The sequence below is a fragment of the Terribacillus aidingensis genome, assembly GCF_900215625.1.
Taxonomy (GTDB): domain Bacteria; phylum Bacillota; class Bacilli; order Bacillales; family Amphibacillaceae; genus Terribacillus; species Terribacillus aidingensis.
Window position 1 is genome coordinate 216,350 of record NZ_OBEK01000001.1, and the last position, 25,464, is coordinate 241,813.

Annotated in this window: 25 protein-coding genes; 16 read left to right on the forward strand and 9 right to left on the reverse strand. The window is 39.9% G+C overall.

Features of this window, described 5'->3' with window-relative positions; all coding sequences use genetic code 11:
* The first annotated feature begins 20 nt into the window (after positions 1-20).
* Entirely contained in the window at positions 21-623 is a 603-nt protein-coding gene (locus tag CRO17_RS01100; RefSeq protein WP_179636762.1) for a TetR/AcrR family transcriptional regulator, read from the forward strand.
* A gap of 65 nt (positions 624-688) precedes the next feature.
* Positions 689-1,114 (forward strand): MaoC family dehydratase, encoded by a 426-nt coding sequence (locus CRO17_RS01105; protein ID WP_097038456.1) that lies wholly within the window; start codon positions 689-691, stop codon positions 1,112-1,114.
* 52 nt (positions 1,115-1,166) lie between these two features.
* On the opposite strand, the gene CRO17_RS01110 is transcribed toward CRO17_RS01105, so the two are convergent.
* A complete protein-coding gene (locus CRO17_RS01110) occupies positions 1,167-1,727 on the reverse strand; it encodes a GNAT family N-acetyltransferase (RefSeq protein ID WP_097038458.1) in 561 nt (186 codons plus the stop codon).
* Positions 1,728-1,818: 91 nt separating this feature from the next.
* Positions 1,819-2,883: a hypothetical protein gene (locus CRO17_RS01115; protein WP_097038460.1), complete on the reverse strand. Its 1,065-nt coding sequence runs from the start codon at positions 2,881-2,883 to the stop codon at positions 1,819-1,821.
* 115 nt (positions 2,884-2,998) lie between these two features.
* Between CRO17_RS01115 and CRO17_RS01120 the strand changes: the two genes are divergently transcribed.
* Positions 2,999-3,448: a hypothetical protein gene (locus tag CRO17_RS01120; RefSeq protein WP_097038462.1), complete on the forward strand. Its 450-nt coding sequence runs from the start codon at positions 2,999-3,001 to the stop codon at positions 3,446-3,448.
* Between the two features lie 252 nt (positions 3,449-3,700).
* A complete protein-coding gene (locus tag CRO17_RS01125) occupies positions 3,701-4,114 on the forward strand; it encodes a YbaN family protein (protein WP_245864525.1) in 414 nt (137 codons plus the stop codon).
* Between the two features lie 50 nt (positions 4,115-4,164).
* Here CRO17_RS01125 and CRO17_RS01130 read toward each other — a convergent pair whose 3' ends face one another.
* Together CRO17_RS01130 and CRO17_RS17985 are read right to left on the reverse strand one after the other, a co-directional pair.
* Positions 4,165-4,545: a glyoxalase gene (locus CRO17_RS01130; RefSeq protein ID WP_097038464.1), complete on the reverse strand. Its 381-nt coding sequence runs from the start codon at positions 4,543-4,545 to the stop codon at positions 4,165-4,167.
* 171 nt (positions 4,546-4,716) lie between these two features.
* Entirely contained in the window at positions 4,717-5,517 is an 801-nt protein-coding gene (locus tag CRO17_RS17985) for a thermonuclease family protein (RefSeq protein WP_245864630.1), read from the reverse strand.
* Between the two features lie 861 nt (positions 5,518-6,378).
* On the opposite strand from CRO17_RS17985, the gene CRO17_RS17825 reads away from it, so the two are divergent.
* A complete protein-coding gene (locus CRO17_RS17825; protein WP_281253785.1) occupies positions 6,379-6,513 on the forward strand; it encodes a hypothetical protein in 135 nt (44 codons plus the stop codon).
* Between the two features lie 67 nt (positions 6,514-6,580).
* On the opposite strand, the gene CRO17_RS01140 is transcribed toward CRO17_RS17825, so the two are convergent.
* Positions 6,581-7,015, reverse strand: coding sequence for a DUF421 domain-containing protein (locus CRO17_RS01140; RefSeq protein ID WP_097038467.1), 435 nt, complete (start codon positions 7,013-7,015; stop codon positions 6,581-6,583).
* 273 nt (positions 7,016-7,288) lie between these two features.
* Between CRO17_RS01140 and CRO17_RS01145 the strand changes: the two genes are divergently transcribed.
* The 4 genes from CRO17_RS01145 to CRO17_RS01160 all read left to right on the forward strand — a co-directional run bounded on the left by CRO17_RS01145 (position 7,289) and on the right by CRO17_RS01160 (position 11,685).
* Entirely contained in the window at positions 7,289-8,224 is a 936-nt protein-coding gene (locus tag CRO17_RS01145; protein ID WP_097038469.1) for a ring-cleaving dioxygenase, read from the forward strand.
* Positions 8,225-8,405: 181 nt separating this feature from the next.
* Positions 8,406-9,017, forward strand: a complete 612-nt coding sequence (gene wrbA / locus CRO17_RS01150) for an NAD(P)H:quinone oxidoreductase (RefSeq protein WP_097040008.1) — start codon at positions 8,406-8,408, stop codon at positions 9,015-9,017.
* A 570-nt stretch (positions 9,018-9,587) separates the two neighbouring features.
* The gene (locus CRO17_RS01155) at positions 9,588-10,409 is read left to right on the forward strand and encodes a DUF368 domain-containing protein (protein WP_097038471.1); all 822 of its coding nucleotides are present in this window, start codon (positions 9,588-9,590) and stop codon (positions 10,407-10,409) included.
* A 187-nt stretch (positions 10,410-10,596) separates the two neighbouring features.
* Entirely contained in the window at positions 10,597-11,685 is a 1,089-nt protein-coding gene (locus tag CRO17_RS01160) for an NAD(P)-dependent alcohol dehydrogenase (RefSeq protein ID WP_097038474.1), read from the forward strand.
* Between the two features lie 94 nt (positions 11,686-11,779).
* Here the strand turns inward: CRO17_RS01160 and CRO17_RS01165 are convergent, their stop codons facing one another.
* Positions 11,780-13,144 carry a sodium-dependent transporter gene (locus CRO17_RS01165; protein WP_097038476.1) on the reverse strand — a complete coding sequence of 455 codons (1,365 nt, stop codon included), beginning with the start codon at positions 13,142-13,144 and terminating at the stop codon, positions 11,780-11,782.
* Between the two features lie 253 nt (positions 13,145-13,397).
* Here CRO17_RS01165 and CRO17_RS01170 point away from each other — a divergent pair, with 253 nt between their 5' ends.
* On the forward strand, positions 13,398-14,273 hold the full coding sequence (locus tag CRO17_RS01170; RefSeq protein WP_245864527.1) for a sulfurtransferase: 876 nt from the start codon (positions 13,398-13,400) through the stop codon (positions 14,271-14,273).
* Between the two features lie 27 nt (positions 14,274-14,300).
* On the opposite strand, the gene CRO17_RS01175 is transcribed toward CRO17_RS01170, so the two are convergent.
* Positions 14,301-15,200 (reverse strand): CPBP family intramembrane glutamic endopeptidase, encoded by a 900-nt coding sequence (locus tag CRO17_RS01175; protein ID WP_097038478.1) that lies wholly within the window; start codon positions 15,198-15,200, stop codon positions 14,301-14,303.
* A gap of 335 nt (positions 15,201-15,535) precedes the next feature.
* Here CRO17_RS01175 and CRO17_RS01180 point away from each other — a divergent pair, with 335 nt between their 5' ends.
* Positions 15,536-16,090 (forward strand): class I SAM-dependent methyltransferase, encoded by a 555-nt coding sequence (locus CRO17_RS01180; RefSeq protein WP_097038480.1) that lies wholly within the window; start codon positions 15,536-15,538, stop codon positions 16,088-16,090.
* A 43-nt stretch (positions 16,091-16,133) separates the two neighbouring features.
* On the opposite strand, the gene CRO17_RS01185 is transcribed toward CRO17_RS01180, so the two are convergent.
* Entirely contained in the window at positions 16,134-17,657 is a 1,524-nt protein-coding gene (locus CRO17_RS01185; RefSeq protein WP_097038481.1) for a BCCT family transporter, read from the reverse strand.
* A gap of 1,033 nt (positions 17,658-18,690) precedes the next feature.
* Between CRO17_RS01185 and CRO17_RS01190 the strand changes: the two genes are divergently transcribed.
* From CRO17_RS01190 to CRO17_RS01210, 5 genes are all read left to right on the forward strand, one after another.
* Entirely contained in the window at positions 18,691-19,971 is a 1,281-nt protein-coding gene (locus CRO17_RS01190) for a glycosyltransferase family 2 protein (RefSeq protein WP_097038484.1), read from the forward strand.
* Between the two features lie 257 nt (positions 19,972-20,228).
* Positions 20,229-20,708, forward strand: a complete 480-nt coding sequence (gene rlmH / locus CRO17_RS01195; RefSeq protein ID WP_097038485.1) for a 23S rRNA (pseudouridine(1915)-N(3))-methyltransferase RlmH — start codon at positions 20,229-20,231, stop codon at positions 20,706-20,708.
* A gap of 378 nt (positions 20,709-21,086) precedes the next feature.
* Positions 21,087-22,538: a sensor histidine kinase gene (locus tag CRO17_RS01200; RefSeq protein WP_245864529.1), complete on the forward strand. Its 1,452-nt coding sequence runs from the start codon at positions 21,087-21,089 to the stop codon at positions 22,536-22,538.
* A gap of 99 nt (positions 22,539-22,637) precedes the next feature.
* Positions 22,638-23,270 carry a copper homeostasis protein CutC gene (locus CRO17_RS01205; protein ID WP_097038488.1) on the forward strand — a complete coding sequence of 211 codons (633 nt, stop codon included), beginning with the start codon at positions 22,638-22,640 and terminating at the stop codon, positions 23,268-23,270.
* A gap of 197 nt (positions 23,271-23,467) precedes the next feature.
* Positions 23,468-24,565: a hypothetical protein gene (locus CRO17_RS01210; protein WP_245864532.1), complete on the forward strand. Its 1,098-nt coding sequence runs from the start codon at positions 23,468-23,470 to the stop codon at positions 24,563-24,565.
* Between the two features lie 74 nt (positions 24,566-24,639).
* Here the strand turns inward: CRO17_RS01210 and CRO17_RS01215 are convergent, their stop codons facing one another.
* Complete coding sequence (locus CRO17_RS01215) at positions 24,640-25,395, reverse strand: IclR family transcriptional regulator (RefSeq protein WP_097038490.1); 756 nt, start codon at positions 25,393-25,395, stop codon at positions 24,640-24,642.
* Between the last annotated feature and the right edge of the window lie 69 nt (positions 25,396-25,464).

Below are 25,464 nucleotides of genomic sequence, written 5' to 3' on the forward strand. Positions count from 1 at the left end.
GACGAATGGAGGATTTTTTAATGAATCACGTGCAAGATTCGACATCCAAGCGGCGCAATCGGACAAAAAAGCATTTTCGCGAAGCGTTAATTAAGCTAATTAAGAAAAAAGGGTACCAAGCAGTAACAGTGAAAGATATTGTTGAAGAAGCAGCTTATAATCGAAGTACGTTTTATTTTCACTACCAAGATAAAATTGATTTGGCAGAAGATATACTCGACCAGATGTTTTCTGGTTTAGAGCGTTCAGCTGGTGTTAATTACACGCCGGGTAAAAAGACATATACAAAAGCATTGGATGTACCTTCTTTCTCACTCATTGCATATTTTTATGAACATAAGGACTTTTTTGGGTTAATTCAATATGATGATACACTTCCAGGGATGCATACGCGTTTTCCCAGCACAATTCTCAGCATTTACGAAAAGCAATTTGAATTCAGGACAATTAATGACATGCATGTAAATATGCCGTACTTTAAAGTGTATACGGCTTATGGATTTTACGGGCTTGTACGCAACTTAATTGCGAAGGACTTTCAAATTTCCGAAGAACAATTTACTAAAGATGTGATTGAATTATCACAAACCCATATCCAGTCGTTCAAATACATTGGGGAATAATGCTTGCTGACCTTTCGCCTTTTCGATAAAGTGAAGAAGGAGAAATAGCAAACAGAGGTGTAAAGATGAGATTCAGTGAATTTAAAGTAGGTCAGCGCTATGAAACAAAATCAATCAAGCTATCGAAAGAAACGATAGTAGATTTTGCAAAAATTTATGATCCGCAATATATGCACATAGATGAAGAGAAGGCCAAGCAGGGACGTTTCGGTGATCTTATTGCGTCTGGTATGCAGACGATGAGTGTTTCCTTTAAATTGTGGGTGGAAGAAGGCATTTATGGAGAAAATGTTGTAGCAGGTACAGGCATGAACAATATCCAATTCATTAAGCCCGTTTATCCAGATGATGAACTGCGTGTAGTAGTGGAGGTAATTGAAATCCTGCCGAAACGACGCGGCAACGGTATTGTGACTATCCAGCTTAACACGTACAATCAACATGATGTGCAAGTATTTCAAGCGGAATTGAGTGCACTAATAGATAACTAAGGAAGAAGGGGGTGTCGATAGCGATGCCCCCTTGTCATTTTCTGTACTATAATTATCTGCTTTTCAGCTCATCAGGTAATTCCGCGGCAGCAGCTGAAGATCGGAACTCGTTTTGCAGCAAGCTGAAAAGGATGACATCTTGAAATGTTCCTTCCCATTTGCGTCCTTGTCGGATAATGCCTTCTTGATAGAAGCCTGCTTGCTGAACGAGTTTTTGGGAAGGGATATTATCCGCATTGACCTTTACTTCAAGTCGATTCAGCTGAATCCTGTCAAAGCCGATATGAAGCAGCTCTTGCAGGGCAGCTGTCATAAAGCCTTGGCGCCAAAAGGCGCTGCCAAGTTCGAATTCAATCTCCGCTGTTTCATGTAAAAAGTTCAAGCGCTTGAATCCACACGTTCCCATAATCGCTTTCGTTTCCTGATTCCGGATTGTGTATCGGCTTGCGTGCTTTGTTTCCTCCAGCCGTTTAATCCTTGCTTTCGTTTCTGTCATTGTTTGCAAGGTTTGATAACGGGTCCATTTTGTTACTTCACGGTCTGACCAAATCGGCAGTAACGCTTCCGCATCCTCAAGTGCAATAGGCTTTAAGAAAACTAGCTTATGAGACATATTTTCCTCCTTGTCAGGATAATTTCTGCGGCCTCTTGTTGTCGTTTTATTATATCGAATAATACGAATAAAGAAAAAAACAAGCTATCTGCTAGTACTGCAAAGATAGCTTGTAATAATAAACGGCTAATTCCTCTTGTTCAGTCTCATTAAAATATGCGGCTAGCTCACTGGCATAGGTCCGGACGTTATAGCTGTCGCCTTTGGCTTTAAAGAAGTCAATGCCTTCCATCCAGACCGCTTCAAAATTAGCAGGATCTGCATACTTTTTATGCAGCATGGCAAACTCCCATTTGTATATGTCGTCATTTTGCTCAATGCTTAACTGAAAACCTTCCTGATAAGCATCAAATGCGAGTTCCTGCTGACCAGTCTTCCAGCAGGAATCAGCCAAAAGATATAAAGTCTTCAAATAACCAGTGAATGTACGATCTTTTCTAGCTGCTGACAAGTAAGGGATTGCGGCAAGCGGCATTTGCTGTTCTGTATATAAATAGCCGATATTATGCTGAATGAGTGTTACCAGGCCGTTTCCTTGTGTGACATCTGTGTAGGCCAGCGCATCATTCAGTGCTTGCTCAGCCTGCGTGAATTCTTTTTGTTCAATAAAATTTAAACCGCGCATTAATTCACTGCGGGCTAACAGATAGCGATAATCGGGATATTTCTCAAATACTTTTACGGCATACTCTGTGTGATAAACAGACAGAGAGCTGATATCCAAATAATAATATACGGCTGCTTTCCGGAAATGAAAATCACCGTGCTCCACTTCATCATCAATAGAAGATAGATATTCCTCCGCTTTCTCGTAAGCTGCTAACGCGCAGGTATAAGATCTTTCGGCGAAGAGGCGCATTCCCTTCGCTAAATGGTAATAATAATGAATAGCCGGAACAAAGGCATGCTGATACCTGCCAGCCTCCTCATGAAATTCGATGCTCTTAGCCAAATCTGAAGTAAGCAAATGAAACCGGCAAGACAGCAGTAAGTAAACTGCATACAGTGTCTCTTGCTGCTTCAATTCCGCTTCTCGCTGTCTTAATTCCAGATACAAATCCAAAGCAGCCTGCTGCTGTCCGAGCCGAATTTGCATATACCAACTTTCTAAAGTCGTCGTTACGTCTTGATTTAATACGAGCAAACTTCTGTCCATACGCGTCCCCTTTGTAATAGTCTGTCGTTATATATTACCATTTTCGCCGATTTTTGTAGATGGAGAAGCATTGGAGATAGAATAAATATTCTCTAATTTCTGGAGAGCGTATATATTGCATATAGCGATTATTGCAATGAAAAATTCATTCATGAGTAAGATAGCTACTAAAGAACAACTGCAGCAGGAGATAGAGCAGCTAAAGACAAAGGTGGCAAAGTACGAAACAATCATTAAAGAGCTAGCCGCGCCCATGATTCCATCGATTGTTCCGAATACGATGCTTGTACCGCTGACTGGCACTTTTACGGTAGAGCGGTTCGTTGCTATACAGAATACAATCGTTAACAGCGTCGTGAAGGCGGATACAGACACGGTTGTGATTGACCTGACAGGCATTAATTACTTGGATATCAACGACAGGGGCTATCAGGAGCTAAGTGCTAACATTAACCAACCTGACAGATGCGCTGAAGTTAATGGGAATAGATACAATATTTGTTGGATTTTCAGCCAAATTAGTTCAGGAACTGGTATTATCCAACTCCGGTTTTCAAGGCTTTGAAGCCTATGCAAATTTCCGTCTTGGATTAAAAAGTCTTTTAAGGAAAAAAGGACTGGAGATAAAGGAAAGAGATAAATAGGAGTTACAGGTAAAGAGTTTTCACCAGCGTGAAAACTTTTTTTCTATCCTTTTCCATCAATATGGCAGAATTCCAACAGTTTCAGATTAGCGAGGAAAATGAAGGGCGAACTGCTTACTTGCAATCCGTATCATTTGTTATAATGCGAATAAATACAAGGAAAATAATAAAGGGTGATTATCATAAAAAAGCTGAAGAGCATCCTGTTTTTCCTGCTGGGAACCATCGCTTTAGGCTTTGGCATAGCGGGAATTGTTCTCCCCGTACTGCCAGGGGGACCATTTCTATTAATTGCATTTTTTTGTTATGCAAAAAGTTCCAAACGAATGGAAGCTTGGTTTCAAAGTACCACTTTTTATAAAAAGTACGTGCTTGCTTTAAAAGAAAACAGAGGCATGACTTTAAAGGAAAAGATCCGGATCAATATTATTGCGGATGCGTTTATTTTGTTCTCGGTATTTTATATTGATATTTTACTAGTAAAGATTGTTTTGATCGTACTTGGTCTCATTAAGCATTATTATTTTATAAAGAAAATTAAAACAATCACACCGGAGCAAGCGCAAGGACTGAAAAACCAAGCATAGTTCAGCATAGATATAGAAAAGGGCCGTTTCCTATATGGATACGGCCTTTTTTATCGTTTGCTTCCTACCGCAATCCATCTTTCATCGATATCCTCAAACACAAACAACTTATTGCCGTAATCCGTCACAACTAACGGTTGCACGATGGCAACACCCTTCTCAACAAGCTGCTGCTGCATCGCAGCTTGTTGATCCGTGATGAAATAAGCATCATACCCATACCCATACTGCTTTCGATTCGGAAAAATCCGTTTCAAAGCAGATTGTGTCAGCATCAGCTCAATCAGATCGCGATAGAGTCGTATATGAGGATCCGATCCGCTTAAATAAGGATCGGCACGAAACCCAAGTTTTTCATAATAAGCAGCTGTTTCCAGCATATTAGGACAAGGAAAAATCTGCAGCGAATGAGAAAAGGAAGGCTGCTTCATCGCGATGCACCTTTCGCGGGAAAATAATCAGGCAGTACGATAAGGATGTAACGGTAGTGGAGTAAGGTCTTCATTTTGGTTTCCCCCTTGTTTTCTCTAATACTGCCTGAAGCGTGATTTTTCCTTCTTGAGAATGAAAAAACGACGAGGATAGGGATCCTCGTCGCTTCTTTATCTTTCACAGGCATAATTATCTTTATCTCTGTCCATCTTCGCTTGGTAAGCTGGATGGGAGCTATCTACTCCGCTTGGATAAGTCTTTCTTAGCTCCGTACAATTTTGAAAGTATTCCGTACGGCTGTTAGTCGGGGGAGTAGCTACTTCAGGCTCGCTAGTTGTCTGTTTTGGCTCTGCTGTCGGAGTTGACTGTGTAGTTGCTGTCGATTCTTTCTTTTCTTCTACACAGCCGTTAAAGACTTTACTTCCGACATAATTGCTTTCCTCCCATATTGCAATACCATCATTACTTGCAGATGCTTCAGCAGCTTCGTAGTCGTCCAGGTATCTTGTATTAGGCGGATACACGTAAGCAACGCGGGCTAATCCCTCTTCTAACAATGTCTTCTGAACAGACTTGCTGTCTACATAAACATAAGCAAGCAAACGACCGTATTTATCCTTGCGTTCTCCAACATCAAACTCGAGCTCCAGCTTGCCACTGTTAACAAGTTGCCTATTTCGATTAGATGCTTCCTGACCAAATGGCTGAACACATTCGTTCGGGTGCTTCGTTTCAGGCGTATCAATAAGTAAGTATCTGACTGTCTCTTCTTTCCCGTTATAATTAACCTTAATAGTGTCGCCATCGACTGTTTTAACAAGTGTAACTTCTACGCGTTCTTTAGTTCCGCTTGTTTTAGTCGCTTTGGATGTTGTTGGCGTAACAGAAGCAGAATCCGCTGTTTCCTTTTCACTTGATTGTTCTGTTTCTGTTTTTTTCTGGTCTTCTATAGTATCAGTAGATTGTTTTATTTCTTCTTTCTCTGGATCTGAATTTTCTTCCGCTTGTTTCTTTTCATCATCTTTTGTATCAGCTTTCGTTTCTGATGTAGCTGAAGCTATCTTTTCGGAAGATGTTTCATTTTTGGATGCAGTATTTTCATCATCTGTAAGACCAAATAGATTCATAATTGCAGAGAACATGAATAAGTAGATGATAACAGCGGTAATCTTCTTCCAAGTCTTACCAGATCTAAATCCAAGTATTTTCTGATGCCATTTCCGTTCGACAGTAGTTATCTGCATTTGACATCGATTCGTTAAGAAAGCGGCTATTGCTTTTCCGTTGTTGATTACTTGAAAACGGTGTATACCTATTTGAAACTTAGAATGCATGGCAAAATGATCGACTTCACCTGTTGTTCCTTCCTGCCAAACTAACTCGGCCGTTTGTTGCAAAGAACCTGCAAAGTCCAAGTTAAATGTTAGGAGAGCACTTTCTGTAAAAACACCTAGGTCTTCTTTGCCTTCTCTTCCTGGAAGCTCCACACGCTCAATGAAATATGCCTTCGGATACGCTGACTCGACCAATCGCTGCAATCGCTTACTCTTTGATTCTTCCTTCTTCTTTTGTGTCATGCTTCTATCTCCTTCTTGTGGTTTGTACCTGGTGCACGGAGTTTGTATAAGATGAAAAAAGCTAGAATGATAGTATATTTGTGCTCTTACATTATATAACAATAGTTCCGCAATAAAACAATTATATTTAAGTTTACTAGCGTTGATATCTACCTATTAGTGAATATTACAATATAAGGATAATTCTTCTTATTCAAGAGCACAGTAAATATTATGCACAACTTGTTCATACAGAAAAGTAGTAAGAGGATATATATGGAAGCTGTTATGTTCATCATCAGCATCTTTGGTTTCTTAAACGCAGGTACCTTTATGGGAGTTTTTATTATCGGGCAGCAGCAGCGGGGAATTATCATACGGAAAAGAAGGAAGATCGCAAGCTGCGAATGAAGGTTGGTAAGATAAGTGGCGTTATTGGAGTAATAGCGCTGCTCATAGGGATGCTGTTTTATCTAATTTAAGGGGTCGTAAAGAGGAAGAACACGAACACATAGACGAAACCTCCTGACATCAGAGAGGTTTTCTTTTTAACAAATTCACATTCACTTCTTTTCATCGCTTCTCTTATAAAGTCTCCATTGTAGTAGAGCATCTCGGGCTCAGCTTTAATGATCCTTTTAAATACAGCAGAACGCACAGACAAGAAGGTCATCAGGTACTGCATGCCGATTAGCACCATAAAAGCTGTTAATTCTTCAGCTAGAGCCACCTTTTTGGTAAGTAAGATAGTGGCGGGGGTAGAGCCGAGTGCAATTGTCACAATAAAATCAAAAGAATTCATCTTAGATAGCGTACGCTTACCTGAAACCCTCAAGAAAAGTACTAATCCAATATAAGCTAGAATGCCGACTACTACTGTTCTTTCAATTGCTTGCCAGTTGTTAAATAACAAACTTACAGCTTTAAATCATCAACGTAAAAGTGTTTTCCCAGGAGGTGAAGATAATAAACGATTGTCCGTGGTGGAATGTGACAGTTTCTATTTTGGAGAAAAGACTGTTGACATGACAATTTGATATATTATATAATTATCTCGAATTAGAGATAAATGAAATGAAAAAGTGAAATTATATTTTTTTGCACGAATACCTCGAATTAGAGATAAATAGTAAGTTATTTTTTTACCTATATGTCTCTAATTCGAGATAAAAAAGGAGTGAACAGTATGACCAAACAAACACAAGGTATTCACCACATTACCGCAATTGTCGGGCATCCGCAGGAGAACGTCGATTTTTATGCTGGTGTGTTGGGACTTCGTCTCGTGAAAAAAACGGTGAATTTTGATGATCCAGGCACTTATCATCTTTACTTTGGTGATGAAAAAGGAAAACCAGGCACCATTATGACTTTCTTTCCCTGGCCAAATGCTTATCAAGGGAAAATAGGTGATGGGCAGGTTGGTGTCACTTCTTATGCAGTTCCAAAAGGTGCTTTGCCTTTCTGGGAACATCGTCTCGAAAAATTTGATATTGCCTATACGAAGACGGAACGCTTTGGCGAAACTTACTTGCAGTTTGATGATGTACACGGACTGCATTTAGAAATCGTTGAAAGAGAAGCTGGCGAACCAAATACGTGGATAGTTGGTGAAGTGACTGCTGATGTTGCGATTAAAGGCTTTGGCGGTGCAACACTTTACTCCAGAAGACCTGGAAGCACAGGCGAGCTTCTTGAAAATATGGGATTAAAAAAGGTTGGCGAGGAAGGCGGCTATGTTCGCTATCACGCAGCTGGTGAGTTTGGAAACATCATTGATATGAAACAGACAACAAGCGGACGCAGCTCCATGGGGGTAGGCACCGTTCATCATATAGCTTGGCGTGCAAGTGACAATCAAGATCAGCTGGACTGGAGCAATTATATAGCGGACTTAGGATATGGCGTGACACCCGTACAAGATCGAAACTACTTCAATGCTATTTACTTCCGTGAGCACGGTGAAATCTTGTTTGAGATTGCAACAGATCCGCCAGGTTTTGCTATTGATGAAGAGCAGCATGCAATGGGCGAGAAACTAATGCTGCCGCAGCAATACGAGCAGAACCGCGAGAAAATAGAAAAGCATGTTATACCTTTTGAAGTAAGAGAGCTAGATTAACATTATAGAAGGATATTTACCTGTATATCTCGAATTAGAGATAAGAATTCCGATAAAACTATTGAAGTCTTTTGCGGAGGTGGTTCTTATCGCGTGTTGAGCGGGTAGACTGATAGAAGGAGTGAACGTATAAATGGGATTTCTAAATAAATTATTCGGAAAAACTAAGGAGAATGAGACAATGGAAAACGTAAAAGTAGCAGTCGTATATTACAGCATGGGCGGCACTAACTATCAGATGGCAAAATGGGCAGCAGAGGCAGCCAAAGAAGCAGGTGCAGAAGCAAAAGTACTGCAAGTACAAGAAATAGCACCTCAATCTGTAATTGATGGCAATCCAGCTTGGAAAGCACAAGCAGAAGCAACGAAAGATGTACCTGTCTCATCTTCCGACGATATTGAATGGGCAGATGCCATTATTTTCAGCGTACCAACGCGCTTCGGTAACATGCCATCTCAAATGAAACAGTTCCTTGATCTGCAGGGCGGTTTATGGGCAACTGGCAAAACAGTAAACAAAGTAGTCAGCGCAATGACATCCGCTCAAAACCCGCATGGCGGACAAGAAGCAACACTACTATCTCTGTACACATCCATGATGCATTGGGGCGCTATCATCGCAACACCAGGCTACACAGATCCAGTTCTATTCGCAGCCGGCGGTAACCCGTACGGCACAAGCGTCACTGTTGGCCAAGACGGTAAAATGATCGAAGACGTAGAAGCAGCCGTGAAACATCAAGCAAAACGCACGGTTTCTGTTGCGGAATGGGTTAAAAAAGGAAATCAGTAAGAAAAGATAGGAGATTCAGAACCCTGCGTTTAAGGCGCAGGGTTTTCTTTATATACACGAGACAGCCTTGCAAGACGGACGCTTCTTGCCATAAAATGTACATGCTATACTTTAGTAGAAGTAGAAGTAGAAGTAGAAGTAGAAGTAGAAGTAGAAGTAGAAGTAGAAGTAGAAGTTGAGGTGAATCTTCTGAGTAAAATAAGACTTCTCATTGCTGCTGTCTTGTCTATTGCATTGGCAGTAATGTTTTTTAATAATGACAGAAATGTATTTGGTTATGCAATGTGTATTGTTGCTATAGCAGTTACAATTGAGTTTATCAGACAACTTAAAAAGAGTAATGCATCCGATTAGGGGATCCGTTAGCGGGTCCTTTTTTTTGTATCAAAGAGGACTTGATTTCTTGTTTGATGGAAAGATGTTGAACCAGTATACTAGATAAATAGGCTGGTTCAGGTTATCGATGAACAGTCTTAATAGAATTAGAGATGGCTTTGGCAGTATTCATTTGAAGTTTAGTCAGTTTTAGTAAGAGCTACATACACTTTTGTCATAAAGGAGAAGAAGAATTTGTTTCAATGGCGTAATATATTTAAAGGTATGGCAATGGGAGTCAGTGACCTTATTCCGGGCGTAAGCGGGGGAACCATTGCTTTATTGCTTGGGATTTATCAACAGTTTATCGCTTCTATTAACGGCGTTTTTTCGAAGCGATGGAAGCAGAGCTTGCTGTTTTTGATACCAATCGGGATTGGAATAGTGATTGCGCTTTTGCTGGTGAGCCGTTTAGTAGAATGGCTGATTGAGGTATATCCTCAGCCAACGTTTATTTTCTTCCTGGGGCTTATCATCGGGATTATCCCTACGTTGCTGAAGGAGATTGATTTTAAGCAGTCATTTACTCCAGTCCATTATGTGCTGCTTTTAATTGGGGCAGCTCTGGTTGCCAGTACTGCGTTCGTAAAAGATGATAACATGGCTGCAGTGATTGAGCATCTTAGTCAAAGTGATTACTTATTGTTATTTTTTGCTGGATGGCTTGCGAGTTCTGCCATGATTCTCCCTGGAATCAGCGGTTCTTTTGTGTTGCTGCTATTGGGTGTTTATCCAACCGTTATCAATGCGATTTCCAATCTTAACTTCGCGGTTATTCTAACAGTCGGAGCTGGTGTTTTTATTGGTGTGCTTGTTACAAGTAAGCTGATTACCATCCTTCTAGCTAAGTTTAAAGCTGGTACTTATGCGGTTATGATTGGCTTTATTGTGGGCTCCATCGTGATTATTTATCCAGGATTTCCAGGCAATGCTGTGTTAATCATCGTGAGCATCACCGCATTTATTGCAGGTGTGATATGTGCTTATCTATTAAGTGGATTAGACGTAGAGAAATAAATCAAATGCATACAACAGCCGGCCTTTCCGATAAGTGGAGAGCCGGCTGTTTTTTTGTGAAAATCCATATCCTCTCCAGAGCAGTATACAATTTCCCCAATAAGACAATATTACTACGTAACAGCGTTTAATTGCAGAGGATTAAGGCTATGTCTTAACTTAGGCTGACTATATAGGGGGACTTATTGTGAAAATCACAGCTGCAGTAACACATGCACAAGGAGAAGATTTTAAGATTGAAGAAGTGGAATTACAAGAGCCGAAAGCCAATGAAGTGTTAATTAAAGTGGTGGCTTCTGGTGTTTGTCATACGGACGCCGTGGCAAGAGACGCTGGACTGTCGCCTTTTCCGGTAGTGCTTGGACATGAGGGGTCCGGTATTATTGAAAAAGTAGGGAGCGGTGTCCGCAATTTTGAAGCTGGAGATCACGTTGTATTGTCTTTCGCATCCTGCGGAGAATGTGAGAATTGCTTATCTGCACATCCAGCCGCTTGTGTGCGATTTAATGAATTGAATTTTGATGGCAAAATGGAAGATCATACACATCGTCTGCATCAGCAGGACCAGGAGGTATCAACCTTTTTCGGTCAGTCATCATTCGGTACATTTGCTATCGTGAACGAACGTAACGTTGTGAAAGTAGACAAAGATGTTGATTTAGCGTTGCTCGGACCGCTTGGATGCGGTATTCAAACCGGCAGTGGTACGGTATTAAATAAATTAAAACCAGAATTTGGGTCATCTATTGCCATCTATGGCTGCGGAGCCGTGGGTCTTAGTGCCATTATGGCAGCTAAGATTGCAGGCTGTGAGCGTATCATTGCTGTTGATGTACATGATGCCCGTTTAGAGCTGGCCAAGGAGTTAGGCGCAACAGATGTATTTAATGGATCAAAAGTAGATGTGGTGGAGGAAATCAAAGCGATTACTAAAGTGGGTACGAACTACGCAATTGATACTACTGGGGTGCCACAAGTAGTGCGTCAATCGCTGCACGCTCTGCGTCCGCTTGGTGTAAGTGCCATTGTAGGAGTAACACCAACAATGGAATTTGATGTGCATAATGACATTATGGCTGAAGGGAAGGCAATGATTGGTGTCATCGAAGGAGATGCTGTACCTAAATTGTTCATTCCAAAACTAATCGATTACTACAAGAAGGGTGTATTTCCATTTGATAAGCTGGTGAAGTTCTATGAATTCGATCAAATCAATGAGGCATTTGCTGATTCGAAAGCAGGCGTTGCATTGAAACCGGTTCTTAAAATCAGCTAGGATCCATGCAGGTTCCATCTTATAAACGAGAACAGCTGGGAAGACAAAGTTCCCAGCTGTTTTTTGTTAGGTCTTCATTTCGGTTTTTTAGCTATTATTTAAATAAGCTAATCATTTTATCTAGAAAACCCAGTACATCTAAAAAGACAATTACAATTGCAATTGGTGTCACGTATTTCAAGAGATAATACCAAACGTTGAAGAACATTTTACCGCTCTTAGAACCGAGTGAGATCTCCTCATACAATGCACTTTTTGATATTTTCAACGGAACAAAAATCGAAATAAGCAAAGCACCTAAAGGCATTAATACATTACTGACGGTAAAATCAAACAGATCAAATATTGTTTTGTCGAACACTAGAACGTCTGATAATACTCCATACGACAGACAAGATGGAATACCGAGTACGAAGATCAGCAGTCCAAGCGTCCAAGCGCGTTTTTTGCGCTTTGTTTTGTCGTGTTTTGTCGTAGCTGCCACGAATATTTCCAGCATAGAAAAGGCGGATGTTAATGCTGCAAACAAGAACAATAGTAAAAAATTGATAAAGAAAATCACACCAAACTGCATCTGACTAAATACAGCGGGTAAGACCGCAAATATCAATACAGGTCCAGCGTCTGGTTCCATTCCAAATGAAAATACCCCTGGGAAAATCGCCAATCCAGCCAATAACGCAACCAAAATATTAATGACAATAATAGAGATGGCCGAGAAAGGCAGGTTCTGTGTTTTCGGCAAGTAAGAGGCGTATGTCACCATAACTGATACACCTAATGATAAGGTGAAGAACGCCTGACCAAGTGCCAATAAAATAGATTCCGATGTTAGTTTTGTAAAATCGGGAACAAGTAGAAACTCAATTCCTTCTATTGATTGATCTAAAGTGACTGACCGGATAACTAATATTAGAAATAAGATAAAAAGTGCAGGTATCATAATCTTACTGGCTTTTTCTATTCCCTTTTGTACACCCTTCGCCACAACAACAATCGCCATTAACATGAAGACAAGCTGTGCTAGAAGCGTTGACCAAGGCTTAGCAATCAATTCACCAAATAAAGCGCCATATTGATCCTGAGATAAACCGTTTAATCCACCTCGTATTGCTTCAAACAAGTAAATAATAATCCAGCCGCCAACTACACTATAAAAGGATAAGAGGATAAAACACGTTACAATTCCTAACTTTCCGATTAAGCTCCAAGATGAATTTGGCGCAAACTTTTTATAAGCTGTGACAGCATCGCTTTGGGCTCTGCGGCCAACAACAAATTCCCCTAACAATAGCGGGGCACCTAATAATACTGTGAAAAATAAAAAGATCAGAAAGAAAGCGCCGCCCCCCCCTGTTCCGGCTATATATGGAAACTTCCAAATAGCACCTAAGCCAATAGCAGACCCAGCTGCTGCAAAGATAAAACCGATTTTAGACTTCCATTGTTCTTGGGACATACATGACTCCTTTCTGAATGTGTAATGCAGGCATAATAAAGATATTAACATATACAACAAAGGAATAGTTCGACTTTTTAAATATTTAGTTAATTAATAGATGAGCATCTGAATTGATTTTACATATCTAGAATAAATAGGATGACTGTGTGAGTTTTCAGAAACAATAGGGAAAAGCTATCGGCCCCTATAATGCATCATTCGTTTGTACTGCTAAAGAAAAGGATATTTTGTTACAGTAAGAGAACTATGTATGAATAATCTTATCTATTGGGAGTTGGTTGCAGTGAATTATACGGTGAACAAGGAATGGCTTTATGAACAGTTACATAATCCGCAAGTCAGAATCGCAGACTGTCGATTTGCATTAAGTGCGCCTGATAAAGGAGAAAAGCTTTATAAAGAAAGCCATATCCCAGGTGCTGTTTATTTTGATTTGGACAAGCAGTTATCAGGTTCTGTAGAAAAGCATGGCGGCCGGCACCCGCTTCCAGATGTGAAACAATTTCAAGCAGCTATCGAAAAAGCCGGAATTGATAACACAACGACAGTCATTGCTTATGACGACAGTGATGGCCAGTTCGCAGCCCGCTTCTGGTGGCTGCTGACGTACGCTGGGCATGAAAAAGTGTATGTACTGGATGGAGGTTTTAAAGGCTGGACTGGAGCCGGTTACAGCACGACTAAGGAAGTACCGGAATATCAGCCAGCGATGTTTGAAGTAACGATGCAAGGTGACCTGTTAGCAACTTATGAAGAAGTAAAAGAGATTGTCGATCAAAAAAAGAAGTCTCCAGTATTAATTGATGCAAGAGACGAACGACGCTACTTAGGCGAAGTTGAACCTATTGATAGAGTAGCTGGACATATACCAGGTGCGATTAATAAATTCTGGGCAGACGGATTAGTGCACGGATTATTCAAGGGCAAGGGAGAACAGAGAAAACGATTTGCCGAGCTGAATCCAGCTGATCCTGTCATCGTGTATTGCGGATCAGGAGTAACAGCTGCGCCTAACTATATAGCTTTAAGGATGGCCGGATTTGAAAATGTGAAACTGTATGCAGGGAGTTATAGTGATTGGGTGTCTTATGAGGAAAATCCGGTGGCAAAAGGGAAAGAGTCTTAAGATTCAAATGAGGAAGAAGAACATAACCTAAGCGGTTTGTTCTTTTTCCTCATTTGAACGTCTATGCTTCTTTCTTTTTACTGTTATAAGGTAGAAAGCAACCATAACAATAGCAGACGATACGACACTCACATAGGGAGATTGTCCGGAGACGGCAAATAAAGAAGGGATATCTCCTACTACGCTGTTATCACTAACAATAAACAATACAAGAAATATGTTATTAGCAGCATGAGCTCCAATAGATAATTCCGCAGAGTTACTTTTGATTGCGATATACGTAAACATAAAGCCTATAAATACGTAATCAAAACCTATAATTATAGCTCCTTTACTCATTTCTGGATTTTCAAAGTGCAAAGAACCGAATATCAAGCCTACTATGACAGACAATAAGATAGGGTTTCTCAACCATTTTCCTGCCCACTGTAAGATAAACCCCCTGAACATCAACTCTTCACATGTAGTTTGGATGGGCACGAGTAAGACTGCAATGCATACCAGCCACATATAGTTTGAGAAATCGAACGGATGTAATGAATACGATTGTGGAAAGATGATAAATTTCACAATATTCTCTATTGCCATAAGACCACAGAAAACTAGAAATCCATATAGTGTCTTCTTCCAATTAATCTTGGAATAGGGTGTAATAAGGGTTTTTAATGATCTTTTGTGGATGACAGCAATGCTGAACCAAATACCCAGTAACCAAACAAAAAAATGTATATGGGATATAGCAAGATCTGCTATTGGTCTTCCTAAGATAAATTCTGGTGAATCTAATGCTGCTGGGTCTAATAGAAATAATGCAAGTGCATAAAAGAAACCGCTTATTAGGATAAAAAGTAAAATGGTTAGGAGAGACAGTAGATATCGCCAGAAACTATTCTTTCCTTGTTCAATTCTTGTAAATGATTTTGTCATCACAATATTCCTTTCATGTCATTAGGGTTATTACTTGCAGGACTAATATTCTTTACAGTATGTATTGCTTTCTCTCTATAGCTGCTCATTCTCCAATCCAGGGAGCGCGCGTCTTTAAATTCTACCTTTTATTTCCACTTTAAACAATTAGATTTTCCAATTCAATGCAATATTCTCCGCCTTGCAGCTAAATAAGCAATGCAGAATTTTTGATGCTATTACAACAAAGATAAATAAGAATAAATAACAGATATTGAAAAGCATGCTTGTTTACAAAAAGCTTACATTACAGTTATTAAAGACTCGTCATATCTATAATAAAAGGAGCTAATAAGATGGATCCGAAATTACAGAAGAAAATCAATAAATTAAATAGTATAGAGAGAGTGCCGGCAGAAGAAATGTTCGAGTTATTGTCTATAAAGGAAAGTGATAACATATTAGACCTAGGAGCCGGTACGGGGTATATTTCGCTTGCTATTGCGAAGCTGGTGAACACGGTATATGCATTCGATATGGATGAAAATATACTTGCTTACTTGGGGACACAAGCAAAAGACAGAGGTATATCAAATGTTCAAACAATTGCAGGGGATTTCCGTGAGATACCATTAGATGATAAGTTAGTAAATATCGCGTTTGCTTCTATTTCTTTGCATGAAGTGCAGCCCCTTTCCACAGCATTGAAGGAGATCAACAGAGTCTTAGAAGACAAAGGCTTGCTTTTATGTATTGATTTTGAGGAGACAGCGTCCACTTCAGGACGCAGAGTGTCATCGAAAGATATGGCAGCTGAGATGCAGAATGCGGGCTTTACGATTGTTGATAAGATTCTCCCAACAACTAAAATCATGAATCAGCCTGTGTACATAATTCTTGCTCAAAACTAACAAAAAAGCCTTGTGCCAATCCATTTGGCACAAGGCTTCTATTTTACTTCGTTGCTTTCGGTTTTGGTCTTCTAATTTGACCGATTCCTAATTCTTTTGCTTCTTTATTTAATGATTTGAGTAAGCTAATTACCATCAAGCCCATTATCACCGAGAACGGGAGGGCTACGATAATCATCGTGTTTTGCAAGGCCTGCAATCCACCTGAATAAAGCAAAGCAAGTGCCGTAATGGCTAGGAACGCGCCCCAAATTACTTTGATTTGGGTACTTGGGTTTTGAGAACCGTTTGTTGTCATCATACCCAGCACAAAAGTACCGGAGTCAGCAGAAGTAACAAAGAACGTTACGATTATTAGGATAGCTAGAATAGATAGTGCTAAGCTCATTGGGAAACCTTCTAGTACGCCGAATAGTGATTGCTCATTTGATAGTGACGAAATAGAGACCATTCCAGCTAATTCTGCTTTGATTGCTGCACCACCCATAGTTGTGAACCATAGGAAACTTATGAGAGATGGAACAATTAAAACATACGTAACAAATTCACGAATTGTTCTGCCTTTCGATACGCGAGCGATAAAGATACCAACAAATGGTGACCAAGCAATCCACCATGACCAATAGAAGATTGTCCAGCCGTTAATCCAGCTGCGGGATTCTTCGCTTAGTGGAGCAATTCGTAAACTCATATCAACAAATTGCTGCACGTAACCGCCTAAAGTATCAATAAACAAGTTAAGCGTAAAGATTGTTGAGCCAAAGAAGAATACCATGATGAATAGCAGAGCGGTAAGGCCCATATTCAGGTTACTCAAGATTTTAATTCCTTTGCTCAAACCAGTTAAAGCGGAGATCATAAATAGAATGGTAACAGTAACAACAATAATCGTCTGCGTCGTCATATTGCTCGGAACATCGAACAAATAAGACAGTCCGCCATTTATTTGTGCTGCACCGAACCCTAGTGTAGTGGCAACCCCAATAACAGTAGAAATAACTGCAATTGTATCAATTATCTTACCAAACAGACCTTCTGCATGCTTACCAATTAGAGGTCGTAAAGTTCTGCTGATTAAAGCACGCTCACCTTTTCTAAAAGTAAAGTAACCAAGCACTAAAGCAACAGTTCCGTAAATCGCCCATGCATGAATTCCCCAGTGGAAGAATGTAAAACGCATGGCATCTTTAATACCTTGATCCGTTCCAAGCTCTCCCGTAGGTGAACTAATTGCATAGTGACTGATTGGTTCAGCCGTACCGTAGAAAATCAAACCAATTCCCACACCAGCGCTAAATAGCATGGCAAGCCACGTTGGCTTAGAGAATTCAGGCTTATCATCTGGTTTACCAAGTTTGATACGTCCAACTGGACTTACTAATAAATAGAAACATACTAATACAAACACAGCTACTATACCTAAGTAATACCAGCCAAAGGTATCCGTAATAAAAGCTTGTGTGTTCGTTGTGGCACTCTCTAGCGTGTCTGGAATGGTGACCCCCATGATCACAAGAGCTGCCACAATTGCTATTGATGCATAAAACACTGATGAGGCATTCTTCATATGTGATGTAATACTCCTATCGTTGTATTTTTCGTGGTTTTTTCTTTATTTAATGGAGAACATATAGAAATGAAAAACCAATTAAATGAATTGCACGGAAGCAATTGCAATCATCCATAAATACTCTGCTTACAACTAACAATAATTAGAAGAGGTATCAAATTTTTTAACTCTAGCCCCGCTAAGCTACAGATAAAAAATCTGGTAAGAAGTATGGATACTAAAATAATGGGACTTTTTGGGGTGCTTATCTAGCTTAACAAAGAGCAAACTATAAAGCACATGCGATATACACGATTTATTTGAGTTCTAGAGCCATTAGTCAGTGTTAGAGTAATCTGACCGTATTAATACTCCATAATGCTCAAGATTATGGACTATATGACATACAAGACCGTCTTATTTCACGAAATAAGCTATTTAATAGATATATTATTACCGGGGAGAGAAGTAATGATACTACTTTTATAACAACTTAACATTACTTTGTGGTGACAGAAGACAGTGATAATAAATTTTATTTCTCCCAAAATACATCCGTTTTGAAGCAGTGTGAATTGAGGGAATATTCTAACTATAAGTGTACTGCCATGAAAAAAATGGGAGGCCTCTTTAAAAGGGTACCTCTCTTTTTTGTTTTTGTCGATTCTGGAGGGAAAATTATCTTAGTCAGTTGAGAAAAGAGCAAGATTCGGCAGCAATTTACAAAAGACTTACGAGTATTATCAATATTAATTTTTGTTTAATAAATTTTAACAATAAACAAACAGCTATAGCAGCTAATGTTTGCTACATTTTATATAGAGTGGAGGTTTGCGGATTGCCAAATCATTCAGAGGAATAAGAAGCGGATAACTGTCCTAAGCGAGCCAATCGGCTGCCTGCTGCAGAGCAGCAGGGGAAAGGAGTGAGCCTGCAACGCTTATAACACGTTTGGTCTTCGTTAAACCGAAAAATAGTTACTAATATAGGAAATGAAGCCAGGAGAAACAACTAGACTGTCAGGCTATTAATCTGAGATATGAGGTGCGTCATGGTCAGAGATACGTTAGAGGTTTTGAGTCACTTTATTTTCTATATAGGCATTTTATTTACACTGTTATTTGTATATAAGATGATTTATGTAGTTGTTGCGTTTAAGGCAAGAAGAGGGGAATCTCCAAAGGACCAAGACGTTCCTCTTTCTAAGTACGCTTTCTTGATACCGGCACGAAATGAAGAGCTGGTAATCGGTCAGCTGATCCAAAGCATAAAGGACCAAAATTACCCCAAAGAGCTATATGACATCTTCGTCGTGGCCGATAACTGTACGGATAATACTGCTAAGATTGCCAGAGAAGCAGGAGCAATTGTTACAGAACGCTTCAATGAGAATCAAATTGGAAAAGGATATGCGCTTAAGCATGTACTGAACGTTATAGATGCGGATTGTGCTGCTAGATACGATGGATACTTTGTCTTTGATGCGGACAATCTTCTTGATAAGAACTATATCGCGGAAATGAATAAAACCTTTAATCAGGGATACAGAATCGTAACTAGTTATCGAAATTCCAAAAATCACGATGAGAATTGGATTACCTCTGGTTATGCACTTTGGTTTCTGTATGAAGCGGAATTCCTTAACCGCCCAAGAATGTTCCTCAAGACAAGTTGTGCTGTTTCGGGAACAGGTTTCTTAATCCATTCCGATGTAATAAAAGAGAACGGAGGCTGGGTGCATCATCTGCTCACAGAGGACATTGAATTCACCGTCTCTCAAATTATTCAAGGTGATAAAATTGGCTACTGCGGCAGCGCCGTGTTTTATGACGAACAGCCCTCTACATTCAGTCAATCCTGGAAGCAGCGGCTACGCTGGGCAAAAGGATTTTACCAAGTGTTTATGAATTACGGAAAAGAGCTGTCCCATGGGGTGGTTCGAGGTAAAGGAAATAAGCTATCTTGCTTTGATATGATGATGACAGTTATGCCAATTATGATTCTAACTGTACTCAGTCTGCTCGCTAATATATTGATCCTGGTACTTGTGGCCATTGAAGGCAAGGGACTTGCCGAGACCTACACGACAGGAGTAACTATTGGAGTTCTATCTATTTATGGTTCACTGTTTCTGCTGGGACTAATTACAACCATTGCTGAATGGAATAAGATTCGCTGTCCGAACTGGAAAAAGATCTTTTATCTATTCACATTTCCGCTCTTTATGTTTACATATCTGCCTATATCCTTGTTTGCTCTATTCAAGAGAATTGAATGGAAACCAATCAGGCATACAGTCGTCAAATCCCTTGATGATCTGCGGGAGAGTTAAATAGGATAGTTTTCAAAAAGCAGGTAAAAGGAAGAGCCTCATAAATGAGAGTGAAGGGAAACGCCTTTCGCTCTTATTTTTAGTGGGAGAACTCCCTATGGCCCCATGCTGCAGAGGGCGTACACGTTTATTTGCCGAGCAAAGAAAGAATAAAGAGAATGCCCCTCCATCATTCTTCATAAAACTCCGTGTAAACTCTCCCAAACCGCTATATAATGACAGATAGATACAAAACTGGACGGAAAGAAGGCAGACACATGAAAATTACCATCATCAGCGTCGGTAAACTAAAAGAAAAATACCTCAAGCAAGGCATCGAAGAATACACCAAACGTCTCGGTGCTTACGCTAAAGTAGATCTAATCGAAGTCCCAGACGAAAAAGCCCCTGAAAACTTAAGCGAAGCCGACATGCAAATCGTTAAACAAAAAGAAGGCGACCGTATCTTGTCGAAAATTGGCCCCGATAATCACGTCATTTCCCTGGAAATAAAAGGCCAAATGATCACATCCGAACAACTCGCGTCGAAAATTGACAGTCTAGCGACATATGGCAAAAGTAAAATTGTCTTTGTTATAGGCGGATCTTTAGGATTGAGTGAAGAAGTGATGCAGCGGAGTGATTATGCGCTGTCATTCTCAAAAATGACATTCCCGCATCAGTTGATGAAGCTGGTATTGGTGGAGCAGGTTTATCGAGCGTTTCGGATTATTAAGGGGGAACCGTACCATAAATAAGTGAGGTATGATGAAAGAACAGCTCAACATCATTAATGTTGAGCTTCTTTTAAAGCCTTTATTTAATCTTGTGAATAGAACTAATTGAGTCTGCTTAGAGAACCTGTTCATAAACGTAATCACACTAACCTGCTTGGTGCTTTACGTTATGCATTAACTGCCTCTTAAACTTTAAAAAGACTAATAGTTCCCAACAACTTTCCCTCTACTGACAGTTACAGCTAATTGAAAAACATCTGCTATAATGTATGAGCATAACTTATGAAGAAATATATGAGAAAAGCAGCTAAAGCTAAGGGGTATATCTACTATCGTGTAATAGAATCTCTACATTACTTTGTACATAAGAACATAGTCAGCAGTTAGGGGTTAGTAGGTATGATTATTGGTATATTAATTTGTGTCATTGGGTTACTGCCATTGTTTTTAGCATTGAGCATAAGCAAGGTATACAATGATACAAAGCTGTCTACAGGCATGGTTATATACATGATTCTGATTACAATTTGGCAGTTGGATATCGGAGTTCTTTATTTTAAGAATGTTTTGTCAGAGGATACTGTTCTATTTCTGTTTAAACTATTTCGTATAGGCCCAACTTTCGGTCTCCCAATTGTATTATATGTAGCTTACTGGATTATCAAAGACCAGCCATCTGAGGTGAAAAGGGAGCGTTGGCTGACGAATGTTTCGTATGCTTTCTTCACTAAAAAAGCACTTATTGGCTTCACTTTATGGAGTGCTATCGTATATGTGATAAATTGGACGGACTTAGGAATTAAAGGATTGACTGTTACCCATGAAAGGTTTACTGGTGTTTATTATTTTCCTGATTATGGGCCGCTATTTTGGTTGTACTTTTTGCACATGGCTATCGTTGTCCTTTTCTTAGTCGTTCTACCTGTATTGTCAATGAGAATACGGAACTCATACTTTAAGAACTTCCTTATGGGTTTTTCACTAAATGCGCTGCTGCTGGTCATACCAGGGATCTTAAATTTCTTTCCTTTAACTGGCGTTCTTACTAGCAGCATTGGTGTCATTTTATTTTCGGTGGCAAACATGCACATTTTTGTGAAGTTGAATGTAGAATTGAAGGTTCATTCTTTTGAATTAATGCAAAAACAGAAAAAACTAGATTACACCGGCCATCTGACTGGCAGTTTGATTCATGAAGTAAAAAACACAAACTCTATTATTAAAGGTTTCTCCAGCTTGATGGACAGAAAGGGTTCCTTTGATGAAGGAGATAAACGAAAACTGAATATGATAAGGAATGCATCGGATCATTTAGAGGAGCTGACAGATAATTATAGTGCGTACATGAAGTCGTCTGCAGTGACTTATAAAACAGATGATCTGGTGAGGATCATTCAAGAGTCTATTGAATTTACAGTCGGGATGCTCGAAGAAAACAAGGTTGAGCTGGAATTCACAAATATATATTCACCGCTCAATGTGTATCTGAATAAGACAAACTTGAAACAAGTGTTTATAAATTTAATTAAAAATAGTGTGGAAGCAATGCCTGAAAACAGGACGGAGAAGAAGATAACAATCAGCACAGAGATTGATGATAGGAATATAATCATACACTTTATCGACACGGGGGAGGGCATACTCCCTGAAAACTGGGTGAGTGTATTCGATCCCTTTGTGTCAGAGGGAAATAAAAAGCAAGGAATGGGGTTGGGTCTAGCCTTTGTGAAGAAGATGATGATTGAACACCTGGGAGATATAAATATAGTCGGCAGTTCACTGAATGGCACCCATTTCAAGCTGGAATTACCACAGGAAGGAATGCTGAATGGCGGTAGCAATATAAGTTGATTCGGTAAGTAGAAGCACAAATACAATTACCTTTAACTTTCTAGCAGAAGCGGATCAACATTTGCCTAATGGTAACTTCATAAGTAAGGTGGCTATAAAATGCTTAAAGAAATTTGTGTAGAAAATTTCACGAAGGTTCGTGAAGTGATTGCTAATGGAGCTGGCAGGATTGAGCTTTGTGACAACCTTACAGCGGGCGGGACAACAGTAAGCCATGGTGCAGCCGAAGTAACGATTAACTATTGCCGCAGTAAAGATGTTCAGGTAATGACGATGATAAGGCCAAGGGGCGGCGGTTTTGTTTACTGTAAAGAAGAAATAGAGATAATGAAGCAGGATCTTGTTCATCTAAAGAAATTAGGAACAGACGGTGTGGTGTTAGGTTGTTTAGATGCCGCTGGCTGGATTGATGAAGACGCTATGACAAGCTTACTAGATTTAGCCAAAGGACTAGAGGTCACCTTTCACATGGCTTTTGATGAGATACGGCCTGAGAACCAGTTTAAAGCGATAGATTGGCTGGCGGAACGTGGCGTGGATCGAATCCTAACACATGGAGGTCCTCTAGCTACTAAGATTGAACAGAATCTGGTCAGGCTCAAGGAACTTATTGAATATGCAAGTGACAGAATCATTATCCTCCCCGGCGGAGGAATTACAACAAAGAATCTTACATCAATCGCATCTGCCTTAAATATCCGAGAAGTTCATGGGACAAGAATCGTTGATTGAAAGAGCTATTGCATCTATGCTTAGCCATTAATGAAACTTTAACTCCCTATGTTTTGAGAGGTCTCTCTTGTGGTAAGTATAACAAGCAGCTTTTACATACAGTTTAATGGGTGCTAGATTTATAGCAGCATGATAGGATACAAGTTTATTTGTTGGATTAACTATGAAATACGCATACATACAACAGGTGGGATAATTTGAAAAAAATAATAGGAACAGGAGCGATCCTGGCAGTCATGTTAGCTGGCTGTTCACAGAGCGCAGATTCACAACCAGATCAAATTGAAAAATCGGAAAAGACCTTTACGGAGGAGCATTATGAAGAGGAGCAAATAGCTAGTTCGCCAAGATTTGCGGAAGCAAACTATCAAGCTATTGCACCGTCGGATTCAGCAGAGAAGCTTGAAACGCATTATACGGAGAAGCAGCTGGCTGAAATGCCAAGTTCAGAGGCGCACGGCGATGATACGGATAGAAGTGTTCCGTTAGGTCAGACTTTGGAAAAAGGGGCGGAAGATCAAACGGATGGACCGCTGCTGGATCATCGAATCGTTTCCTATTATGGTCACCCGCATTCAGAGAATATGGGGATTTTAGGAGAGTACAGCCCTGAAGTGTTAATGGATAAACTGAAAACCCAGACGAAGGCTTATTCTGAATTGGATCCGGAAAGACCTGCCATTCCTGCAATTGAGTTAATCACCACGGTTGCGCAGCGAAGTCCTGGAGAAGAAGGGCATTATGTGCATGCAACACCGGATGAGGAAATTGAAAAATACGCAAAATTAGCGAAAGAAAATAATGCGCTGCTGATTTTGGATATTCAATTGGGTCAGGACACAATCATGAATCAAGTGAAATCAATAGAGAAATACCTGAAGCTGCCATATGTCCATTTAGCGATAGATACAGAGTTTCATGTCCAAGAAGGGCAAGTGCCGGGAGAGAATTTGGGGCGTGTTGATGGTAAAAATGTTCAAAAAGCGATCGACTATGTATCGAATTTGACGGAAGAAAATGGACTTCCGGACAAGATAGTTATCGTCCATCAATTTGCCGATATCATATTGACCAACAAAGATGGCATCCACCCGACATCAAACGTAGAAGTGGTGTTAAACAATGATGGCCACGGAATTGCCGCGTTAAAACGATCAGGCTATCATCAATTAGTACATAATCAACCTATTCAGTACGGTGGGTTTAAGGTATTTTACAAGAAAGACGAACCTGTCATGACACCGAAGGACGTTTTAGAACTAGACCCTGCACCGGCTTTTGTGAATTACCAATAAGCAGCAATAGAACCTGACGCATAAGAAAAAGTGCCAAAATCAACTTTTGGCACTTTTTTTATGCAGAACGGTTATTAAACGTCTTGTGCAATTGATGTAGTGATTTCTTTTGCACATTGCTGAACTAAGTTTGCGTGATAGTCGTCTTTCTCTGTGGAGATGCGGACAGAAGGACCGGTCAAAGCAACAGCTGCAATGACTTTATTGTTTTTCCAGATTGGAGCAGCAATACAGCGGACGCCTAGTTCTCCTTCTTCATCATCAACACTATAGCCAACTTCTCGAATTTTCTGCAGTTCTTTCGCAAATGCTTCTTTGGTGACAATGGTATTCTCCGTATACATTTCTAAGGATAGCGCGTTTATGATTCTATCTCTGCTCGTTTCTTCGAGATGAGCTAAGATGCATTTGCCGATGGCGTTATGATGAATAGGGCTGTTAGCTCCGATTTCCATATGCGTTCTTGTTGTATATTGTCCGTTAATTACCTGCGTAATCACAACTTCCAAATCCATTAACATGCCTGTATAGATTGTTTCCTTTGTTTGCTGCCCCAGCTTTTTCATGGCCGGAACGGCTTTCCAGTCTAATTCGTAGGAAGGTATGTTTTCATTTTGTAAAATCATGGATGTTAAGGCGTTGGATAGCTGATACCGGTTATTATCTGTTCGTACAATAAATTGATTTTGTTCTAATGTGTTAACAAGTCTATATGTCGTACTTTTGTTGATTCCCAGCGCATTCATGATTTCCAGTACGGTAAGGTTAGGTTGTTTTAGTATCAACAAAAAAATGTCTAACCCTTTTTTTAAGGTGCCGACTTCATTCATAACTGACATACTCCTTCTAAAACCAAGTGTTTACGTAGAGACCGCTAAGCAGAGGCACACACATATACG

Excerpts from the sequence above, each read along its gene's own strand:
- CRO17_RS01100 (WP_179636762.1), top strand. The coding sequence starts at position 21 with ATGAATCACGTGCAAGATTCGACATCCAAGCGGCGCAATCGGACAAAA.
- CRO17_RS01105 (WP_097038456.1), top strand. The coding sequence starts at position 689 with ATGAGATTCAGTGAATTTAAAGTAGGTCAGCGCTATGAAACAAAATCA.
- CRO17_RS01110 (WP_097038458.1), bottom strand. The coding sequence starts at position 1,727 with ATGTCTCATAAGCTAGTTTTCTTAAAGCCTATTGCACTTGAGGATGCG.
- CRO17_RS01115 (WP_097038460.1), bottom strand. The coding sequence starts at position 2,883 with ATGGACAGAAGTTTGCTCGTATTAAATCAAGACGTAACGACGACTTTA.
- CRO17_RS01130 (WP_097038464.1), bottom strand. The coding sequence starts at position 4,545 with ATGAAGCAGCCTTCCTTTTCTCATTCGCTGCAGATTTTTCCTTGTCCT.
- CRO17_RS17825 (WP_281253785.1), top strand. The coding sequence starts at position 6,379 with ATGGAAGCTGTTATGTTCATCATCAGCATCTTTGGTTTCTTAAACGCA.
- CRO17_RS01145 (WP_097038469.1), top strand. The coding sequence starts at position 7,289 with ATGACCAAACAAACACAAGGTATTCACCACATTACCGCAATTGTCGGG.
- wrbA (WP_097040008.1), top strand. The coding sequence starts at position 8,406 with ATGGAAAACGTAAAAGTAGCAGTCGTATATTACAGCATGGGCGGCACT.
- CRO17_RS01165 (WP_097038476.1), bottom strand. The coding sequence starts at position 13,144 with ATGTCCCAAGAACAATGGAAGTCTAAAATCGGTTTTATCTTTGCAGCA.
- CRO17_RS01170 (WP_245864527.1), top strand. The coding sequence starts at position 13,398 with ATGAATAATCTTATCTATTGGGAGTTGGTTGCAGTGAATTATACGGTG.
- CRO17_RS01175 (WP_097038478.1), bottom strand. The coding sequence starts at position 15,200 with ATGACAAAATCATTTACAAGAATTGAACAAGGAAAGAATAGTTTCTGG.
- CRO17_RS01180 (WP_097038480.1), top strand. The coding sequence starts at position 15,536 with ATGGATCCGAAATTACAGAAGAAAATCAATAAATTAAATAGTATAGAG.
- CRO17_RS01185 (WP_097038481.1), bottom strand. The coding sequence starts at position 17,657 with ATGAAGAATGCCTCATCAGTGTTTTATGCATCAATAGCAATTGTGGCA.
- CRO17_RS01190 (WP_097038484.1), top strand. The coding sequence starts at position 18,691 with ATGGTCAGAGATACGTTAGAGGTTTTGAGTCACTTTATTTTCTATATA.
- rlmH (WP_097038485.1), top strand. The coding sequence starts at position 20,229 with ATGAAAATTACCATCATCAGCGTCGGTAAACTAAAAGAAAAATACCTC.
- CRO17_RS01200 (WP_245864529.1), top strand. The coding sequence starts at position 21,087 with ATGATTATTGGTATATTAATTTGTGTCATTGGGTTACTGCCATTGTTT.
- CRO17_RS01205 (WP_097038488.1), top strand. The coding sequence starts at position 22,638 with ATGCTTAAAGAAATTTGTGTAGAAAATTTCACGAAGGTTCGTGAAGTG.
- CRO17_RS01215 (WP_097038490.1), bottom strand. The coding sequence starts at position 25,395 with ATGAATGAAGTCGGCACCTTAAAAAAAGGGTTAGACATTTTTTTGTTG.